Here is a 9,191-nt window from a genome sequence, read left to right on the forward strand (position 1 = left end):
TTTATTAGATCTTACATGCGCCGCTTTCGCAGCCATCGTCCTGAATTGACGGCACCATGTCGTCCTGCGCGTCTTCCGCACCGTCACGGGTGTTGTGATAGTACAGGGTTTTCACGCCAAACTTATACGCGGTAAGCAGGTCTTTCAGCAGCTGCTGCATCGGAACCTTACCGGATGGGAAGCGCGTCGGGTCATAGTTGGTATTGGCAGAGATCGACTGGTCGATAAACTTCTGCATGATACCCACCAGCTGCAGGTAGCCGTCGTTGTTAGGCATTTCCCACAGCAGCTCGTAGTTGTTACCCAGCGTCTCGTAATCCGGTACGACCTGACGCAGCACGCCGTCTTTCGAGGCTTTAATGCTGACGTGGCCGCGCGGCGGCTCAATGCCGTTGGTGGCGTTGGAGATCTGCGAAGAGGTTTCGGACGGCATCAGGGCAGAGAGCGTGGAGTTACGCAGGCCGTGGGTCTTGATGGACTCGCGCAGGCCTTCCCAGTCGAGGTGCAGCGGCTCGCTGACAATCGCGTCCAGGTCTTTCTTGTAGGTGTCGATGGGCAGAATGCCTTTCGCGTAGGTGGTTTCGTTGAACCACGGGCACGCGCCTTGCTCTTTCGCCAGCTCGTTAGAGGCTTTCATCAGGTAGTACTGAATAGCTTCAAACGTCTGGTGCGTCAGGTTGTTGGCGCTGCCGTCAGAGTAACGCTTGCCGTTTTTCGCCAGCCAGTAGGCGAAGTTGATCACGCCAATACCCAGAGTACGACGGCCCATTGCACCGCGTTTAGCGGCCGGGATTGGGTAATCCTGATAATCCAGCAGGGCGTCGAGGGCACGTACGGCCAGCACGGCCAGCTCTTCCAGCTCGTCCAGGCTCTTAATCGCACCCAGGTTAAACGCGGACAGCGTACACAGCGCGATTTCACCGTTTTCGTCGTTCACGTCTTCCAGCGGTTTGGTCGGCAGGGCGATCTCCAGGCACAGGTTCGACTGGCGCCCTGGTGCAACAACCGGGTCAAACGGGCTGTGGGTGTTGCAGTGGTCCACGTTCTGGATGTAGATACGACCGGTAGAGGCACGTTCCTGCATCATCAGGGAGAACAGGTCTACCGCCTTCACGCGCTGTTTGCGGATGCTGTCGTCTTTTTCGTATTTGGTGTACAGACGCTCGAACTCGTCCTGATCGGCGAAGAACGCATCATACAGGCCCGGGACGTCGGACGGGCTGAACAGGGTGATGTCTTCGCCCTTCAGCAGACGGGTGTACATCAGCTTGTTGATCTGCACGCCGTAGTCCATGTGACGCACGCGGTTGCCTTCCACGCCGCGGTTGTTCTTCAGAACCAGCAGGCTTTCCACTTCCAGGTGCCACATTGGGTAGAACAGGGTCGCTGCACCGCCGCGCACGCCGCCCTGAGAGCAGGATTTCACTGCCGTCTGGAAGTGCTTATAGAACGGGATACAGCCGGTGTGGAACGCTTCACCGCCGCGAATCGGGCTGCCCAGCGCACGGATGCGACCGGCGTTGATGCCGATACCGGCGCGCTGGGAAACGTATTTCACGATGGCGCTGGAGGTGGCGTTGATGGAATCCAGGCTGTCACCACACTCAATCAGTACGCAGGAGCTGAACTGACGGGTTGGGGTACGCACGCCAGACATGATTGGCGTCGGCAGAGAAATCTTGAACGTCGATACCGCATCGTAGAAACGCTTCACGTATTCCAGACGGGTGTCGCGCGGGTAGTTAGAGAACAGGCAGGCAGCCACCAGAATATAGAGGAACTGGGCGCTTTCGTAGATCTCACCGGTTACGCGGTTCTGAACCAGGCATTTGCCTTCGAGCTGCTCCACCGCCGCATAGGAGAAGTTCATGTCGCGCCAGTGATCGATAAACCCGTTCATCTGCTCGAACTCTTCTTCCGTATAGTCTTCCAGCAGATGCGTGTCGTATTTGCCCAGCTCGACCATTTTCACCACGTGATCGTACAGCTTAGGCGGCTCAAACTGGCCGTAGGCTTTTTTACGCAGGTGGAAAATCGCCAGACGTGCAGCGAGGTACTGATAATCCGGTGCTTCACGGGAGATCAGATCCGCCGCTGCCTTGATGATGGTTTCATGGATATCAGACGTTTTGATGCCGTCGTAGAACTGGATGTGGGAACGCAGTTCAACCTGGGAGATAGATACGTTGTTCAGTCCTTCTGCTGCCCAGTCGAGAACTCGATGGATTTTGTCCAGATTGATACGCTCGGTGGTACCGTCGCGCTTTGTCACCAGCAGACTCTGATTCATGTGGGGTTTACCTGTCCGTGAAATAAAAAAATATCCCCCGCTTATCCACAGATCCGTCTTGTGACTAACTCTGTGGATAAATACTACATATAGGGGGTTTGCGATAAGAAAAACGCTATATGGTGAGTATTCTAGTATCGAATCTTTTCAGCACAAGGGTTGATTTTGACGTTAAATTGAGGTTGTGAAAGGGTAAAAAAGGCTAAGTCCTCGTACCGTAAGGCCTGGAAGACATGTCAATAATTAAGAAAAAAAATTCAAAATTTGATCGAGTGCTGATTTCTTCAACGGGAGGTCAGAATTGCGCAACATGATGTCGCGCAATCTTTATAAGAATAACGAATGACGTTAGTCGTTTTTGGCGGTGGTATGCAACATATAGTTAACATCTACGCCCGGTGCGAGCTTGAATTTATCGGTCAGCGGATTGTAGTGCAGGCCGGTGATGTGCTGCTCCTTGAGCCACGTCTGGTCAACCCAGCTTAACAACTCCGCAGGCTTGATGAATTTCTTCACGTCGTGCGTGCCTTTCGGCACCATGCGCAGCACATATTCTGCGCCAACAACGGCCATCAGCCAGGCTTTACCGTTACGGTTGATGGTCGAGAAGAAGACCTGCCCACCCGGTTTCACCAGTTTTGCACAGGCGTGCACCACGGACTGCGGATCCGGAACGTGCTCCAGCATCTCCATGCAGGTCACTACATCGTACTGATGAGTATGTTTTGCCGCGTGCTCTTCCACGGTTTCCTGCACGTATTCCACCTGAATGCCGGACTCCAGCGCGTGAAGGCGGGCGACCTGCAGCGGTTCAAAGCCCATATCCAGGCCGGTAACGGTGGCCCCTTCGCGCGCCATGCTTTCAGCCAGGATGCCGCCGCCGCAGCCGACGTCGAGCACTTTCTTACCGAACAGACCGCCGGAACGCTCCGCGATATAGCCCAGACGCAGCGGGTTAATGCGATGCAGAGGTTTGAACTCACCTTCGAGATCCCACCAGCGGGACGCCACCGCTTCAAATTTGGCAATCTCTTCGTGGTCAACGTTGTGAGCCACCGGGGATTTTTCGGCATTCATGGGCGCTTTTACTCCTTATTTAGCAAGACAAAGGAGTATATCAGCCCGCGCGGGTGAATAAAGCTTATTGGTTTACCTCAATCACCGCGGCTGTGTTATAATTTGCGACCTTTGAATCCGGGATACAGTAGAGGGATAGCGGTTAGATGAGCGACCTTGCGAGAGAACTTACACCGGTTAACATCGAGGAAGAGCTGAAGAGCTCCTATCTGGACTATGCGATGTCGGTCATTGTTGGCCGTGCGCTGCCGGACGTCCGCGATGGCCTTAAGCCGGTACACCGTCGCGTACTATACGCCATGAACGTATTGGGCAATGACTGGAATAAAGCCTATAAAAAATCTGCCCGCGTCGTGGGTGACGTCATCGGTAAATATCACCCGCATGGTGATACCGCCGTTTATGACACCATCGTCCGTATGGCGCAGCCATTCTCCTTGCGCTACATGCTGGTAGATGGTCAGGGTAACTTTGGTTCTGTTGACGGCGACTCCGCAGCGGCGATGCGTTATACGGAAATCCGTATGTCGAAAATCGCCCACGAGCTGATGGCCGACCTGGAAAAAGAGACCGTTGATTTCGTCGATAACTACGACGGCACCGAGCGCATTCCTGATGTTATGCCAACCAAGATCCCGAACCTGTTAGTGAACGGTTCGTCCGGTATCGCGGTCGGTATGGCAACCAACATTCCGCCACACAACATCACCGAAGTGATTAACGGCTGCCTGGCCTATATCGACGATGAAGAGATCAGCATTGAAGGGCTGATGGAACACATCCCGGGCCCGGACTTCCCGACGGCGGCGATCATCAACGGTCGTCGTGGTATTGAAGAAGCCTACCGCACCGGTCGCGGCAAGATTTACATCCGTGCCCGCGCCGAAGTGGAAGCGGACGCCAAAACGGGTCGTGAAACCATTATCGTTCACGAGATCCCGTATCAGGTGAACAAAGCGCGTCTGATTGAAAAAATCGCCGAGCTGGTAAAAGAAAAACGTGTTGAAGGTATCAGCGCGCTGCGTGACGAGTCTGACAAAGACGGTATGCGCATCGTGATTGAGATCAAACGTGACGCGGTGGGTGAGGTTGTGCTGAACAACCTGTACTCCCAGACTCAGCTCCAGGTTTCCTTCGGTATCAACATGGTTGCACTGCACCATGGTCAGCCGAAGATCATGAACCTGAAAGAGATCCTAAGCGCGTTCGTGCGTCACCGCCGTGAAGTGGTGACCCGCCGTACTATCTTCGAGCTGCGTAAAGCGCGCGACCGTGCCCACATCCTTGAAGCGCTGGCCGTTGCCCTGGCAAACATTGACCCGATCATTGAGTTGATTCGCCGTGCGCCGACGCCAGCGGAAGCGAAAGCGGCATTAGTGGCCCGTCCTTGGGCGCTGGGTAACGTTTCTGCGATGCTCGAACGCGCTGGCGACGACGCGGCACGTCCTGAGTGGCTCGAGCCTGAATTCGGCGTGCGCGACGGTCAGTACTATCTGACCGAGCAGCAGGCACAGGCGATTCTGGATCTGCGCTTGCAGAAACTGACCGGCCTTGAGCATGAAAAACTGCTCGACGAATACAAAGAGCTGCTGGAACAGATTGCTGAGCTGCTGCATATCCTGGGTAGCGCAGACCGCCTGATGGAAGCGACCCGCGAAGAGCTGGAGCTGGTCCGCGATCAGTTCGGCGATGCGCGTCGCACCGAAATCACCGCAAACAGCTCTGATATCAACATTGAAGATCTGATCAACCGCGAAGACGTGGTGGTCACCCTGTCTCACCAGGGCTATGTGAAGTATCAGCCGCTGACCGACTACGAAGCACAGCGTCGTGGCGGTAAAGGGAAATCTGCGGCACGTATTAAAGAAGAAGACTTTATTGACCGTCTGCTGGTGGCGAACACCCATGACACGATCCTCTGCTTCTCAAGCCGTGGTCGTCTCTACTGGATGAAAGTCTATCAGCTGCCGGAAGCAAGCCGTGGCGCGCGTGGCCGTCCAATCGTCAACCTGCTGCCGCTGGAAGCGAATGAACGTATCACCGCTATCCTGCCGGTACGCGAGTACGAAGAGGGCGTGAACGTCTTTATGGCGACTGCGAGCGGTACCGTGAAGAAAACCGCGCTGACCGAATTCAGCCGTCCGCGTTCGGCCGGTATTATCGCCGTGAACCTGAACGAAGGCGACGAACTGATCGGTGTGGATCTGACCTCCGGTTCCGATGAAGTGATGCTGTTCTCCGCCGCCGGTAAAGTGGTGCGTTTCAAAGAGAACGCGGTCCGCGCAATGGGCCGTACGGCAACAGGCGTTCGTGGGATCAAACTGGCGGGTGAAGACTCCGTTGTTTCCCTGATCGTTCCACGCGGCGAAGGGGCTATCCTGACCGTCACGCAGAACGGCTACGGTAAACGTACGGCGGAAAGCGAATATCCGACTAAGTCCCGTGGTACGCAGGGCGTTATCTCTATCAAAGTGACCGAGCGCAACGGTTCCGTTGTCGGCGCGGTGCAGGTGGACGACGCCGACCAGATCATGATGATCACCGATGCCGGTACGCTGGTGCGTACTCGCGTATCTGAGATCAGCGTGGTGGGTCGTAACACCCAGGGCGTGATCCTCATCCGTACAGCGGAAGATGAAAACGTGGTGGGTCTGCAGCGTGTTGCTGAGCCTGTGGATGACGAAGAACTCGACTCCATCGATGGTACGGTAGCGGAAGGCGATGATGAAATCGCGCCGGAAGCGGACACCGACGAAGATGCAGCGGATGACGCTGACGAGTAATGTCTCCTGACGCAAAAAGGGCCGGTTTCCGGCCCTTTTCTTTTGCACAAGCAGACAAGTGAACGTTGCGACAAGCCGCGTTTACCGCTACCTTAACCACATTCTTTTTGACCCCGATGGCGGAGCCTCGCCCCTTTGAAATACCTCGTCTCCTTTCGTACCACGCTGAAAGTCTCTCGCTATCTGTTCCGGGCGCTGGCGCTACTGCTTTGGTTGCTGGTGGCTCTGTTCTCGGTGTTTTTCATCGTTAATGCGCTACACCAGAAAGAAGCGGAGATCCGCCAGGAGTTTAATCTCAGCTCCGATCAGGCCCAGCGCTACATTCAGCGCACCTCTGACGTCATGAAGGAGCTGAAGTACATTGCCGAGAATCGCCTGACGGCGGAAAACGGTATTCTTGCCATTCGTGGGCGCAATGATAAAACCGAAGTGCCCGACTTTGAGCCCCTGTTCCCGGACTCTGACTGCTCCGCAATGGGCAGCACCTGGCGCGGCTCGCTGGAATCGCTGGCGTGGTTTATGCGCTACTGGCGTGACAACTTCTCCGCGGCCTATGACCTGAACCGCGTCTATCTTATTGGCAGCGAAAATCTCTGCATGGCCGATTTTGGCCTGCGCGACATGCCCGTAGAGCGTGATGACGCGCTGAAAAGCCTGCATGAGCGTATTGTGAAATACCGCAATGCGCCGCAGGACGAGCGCGGGAATAACATCTTCTGGATTAGCCAGGGCCCGCGCACGGGCGTGGGCTACTTCTATGCCCTGACGCCGGTGTATCTGGGCAACCGCCTGCAGGCGCTGCTGGGCATTGAACAAACCATCCGCATGGAAAATTTCTTCACGCCGGGCAGCCTGCCGATGGGGGTGACCATTCTCGATGAAAACGGTCATTCCCTGATCTCCCTCGCCGGGCCGGATAACCGTTTGAACGTTGATCCACACTGGATGCAGGAGCGGTCGTGGTTTGGCTACACCTCCGGTTTCCGCGAGCTGGTGTTGAAGAAAAGTCTGCCGCCTTCGTCGCTCAGCATTGTCTATTCGGTGCCGGTGGATATGGTGCTTGAACGCATTCGCATCCTGATCCTCAATGCCATTTTGCTGAATATCGCGGTGGGCGTGGCACTGTTTATGCTGGCGCGCATGTATGAGCGCCGGATATTTATTCCGGCAGAGGCAGACGCCCAGCGTCTCGAAGAACATGAGCAGTTTAACCGTAAGATTGTCGCCTCTGCGCCGGTGGGGATCTGTATCCTGCGCACCCAGGACGGCACCAATATCCTCAGTAACGAGCTGGCGCATAACTACCTGAACATGCTGACGCATGAGGACAGGCAGCGGCTGACGCAGATTATCTGCGGGCAGCAGGTTAACTTTGTGGACGTGCTGACCAGCACCCACACCAACCTGCAAATCAGCTTCGTGCATTCGCGCTATCGCAATGAAAACGTGGCCATTTGCGTGCTGGTGGATGTCTCCGCGCGCGTGAAAATGGAAGAGTCGCTTCAGGAGATGGCGCAGGCGGCCGAGCAGGCCAGCCAGTCGAAATCGATGTTCCTTGCTACCGTCAGCCACGAGCTGCGCACGCCGCTTTACGGGATCATCGGTAACCTCGATCTGCTGCAGACGAAAGAGCTGCCGAAAGGGGTTGATCGCCTGGTCACGGCGATGAACAACTCTTCAAGCCTGCTGCTGAAAATCATTAGCGATATTCTCGATTTCTCAAAAATTGAGTCAGAGCAGCTGAAAATCGAGCCGCGCGAGTTTTCCCCGCGCGAGGTCATGAACCATATTAGCGCCAACTATCTGCCGCTGGTGGTGCGTAAACAGCTGGGATTGTACTGCTTTATCGAACCGGACGTGCCGCTGACGCTGCACGGCGATCCGATGCGCCTGCAGCAGGTCATATCCAACCTGCTGAGCAACGCCATCAAATTTACCGATATCGGCTGTATTGTGCTGCACGTGTGCCGCGTAGGAGACTATCTGACTATCCGCGTGCGTGATACGGGCGTGGGCATCCCGGCGAAGGAGGTGGTCCGTCTGTTCGACCCGTTCTTCCAGGTCGGGACGGGCGTGCAGCGCAACTTCCAGGGTACCGGGCTGGGGCTGGCGATTTGTGAAAAGCTCATCAGCATGATGGACGGGGATATCTCGGTCGACCCCGAGCCGGGTATGGGAAGCCAGTTCACCATCCGTATTCCGCTCTACTCGGCGCAGTATCCGGCTAAAACGACGGTCGATGGGCTGAGCGACAAGCGCTGCTGGCTGGCGGTGCATAATGCTTCGCTCAATGATTATCTGACGGCGCTGCTTAACCACAGTGGCGTACGGGTATGCCGATATGAAGGGCAGACTCCGGACGTGGACGATATGCTGATCGCTGACGACATGCCGGAACAGGCGTGGCCGGGAAGAGGGGTGATCATGTTCTGCCGTCGCCACATTGGTATTCCGCTGGAGCGCGCGCCGGGGGAATGGGTGCACAGCGTGGCAACTCCGCATGAGCTGTTAGGGCTACTGGCGCGCATTTACAGCGTACAGCTTGAAGACAGCGATGGCGCAACGGCACTGCCGTCACCGGATGCGCTGGCGTCGGTGAATGACGATATGATGATTCTGGTGGTAGACGACCATCCGATCAACCGCCGCCTGCTGGCCGACCAGCTTGGCTCGCTCGGATATCAGTGTAAAACCGCCAACGACGGCGTCGATGCGCTGAACGTGCTGAGTAAAAACCATATTGATATCGTGCTGAGCGACGTGAATATGCCAAACATGGACGGCTACCGTCTGACGCAGCGTATTCGCCAGCTTGGCCTGACGCTGCCGGTCGTTGGCGTGACGGCTAACGCCCTGGCGGAAGAGAAGCAGCGCTGCCTGGAGTCTGGCATGGACAGCTGCCTGTCGAAACCGGTGACGCTGGACGTGCTGAAACAGACATTGTCGATTTATGCGGATCGCGTGAGAAAAACCAGAATATAAAAAAGGCCCGCGAGGGCCTTTTACGTTTTTCCCCCTCTCCCTGTGGGAGAGGGGCGGGG

Annotated in this window: 4 protein-coding genes; 2 read left to right on the plus strand and 2 right to left on the minus strand. The window is 56.0% G+C overall.

Going from position 1 to position 9,191, the window contains the following annotated elements; genetic code table 11:
- Positions 1-4 precede the first annotated feature (4 nt).
- Complete coding sequence (nrdA, locus tag ENTMO_RS0116780; RefSeq protein ID WP_010433419.1) at positions 5-2,290, minus strand: class 1a ribonucleoside-diphosphate reductase subunit alpha; 2,286 nt, start codon at positions 2,288-2,290, stop codon at positions 5-7.
- A gap of 348 nt (positions 2,291-2,638) precedes the next feature.
- Entirely contained in the window at positions 2,639-3,367 is a 729-nt protein-coding gene (gene ubiG, locus ENTMO_RS0116785; RefSeq protein ID WP_010433423.1) for a bifunctional 2-polyprenyl-6-hydroxyphenol methylase/3-demethylubiquinol 3-O-methyltransferase UbiG, read from the minus strand.
- 146 nt (positions 3,368-3,513) lie between these two features.
- Between ubiG and gyrA the strand changes: the two genes are divergently transcribed.
- Together gyrA and rcsC are read left to right on the plus strand one after the other, a co-directional pair.
- Positions 3,514-6,150 (plus strand): DNA topoisomerase (ATP-hydrolyzing) subunit A, encoded by a 2,637-nt coding sequence (gyrA, locus tag ENTMO_RS0116790; protein ID WP_010433425.1) that lies wholly within the window; start codon positions 3,514-3,516, stop codon positions 6,148-6,150.
- Positions 6,151-6,285: 135 nt separating this feature from the next.
- A complete protein-coding gene (gene rcsC, locus ENTMO_RS0116795) occupies positions 6,286-9,132 on the plus strand; it encodes a two-component system sensor histidine kinase RcsC (protein WP_010433427.1) in 2,847 nt (948 codons plus the stop codon).
- Positions 9,133-9,191: the final 59 nt, after the last annotated feature.

The sequence above is a fragment of the Enterobacter mori LMG 25706 genome (genome assembly GCF_000211415.1).
Taxonomy (GTDB): Bacteria; Pseudomonadota; Gammaproteobacteria; order Enterobacterales; family Enterobacteriaceae; genus Enterobacter; species Enterobacter mori.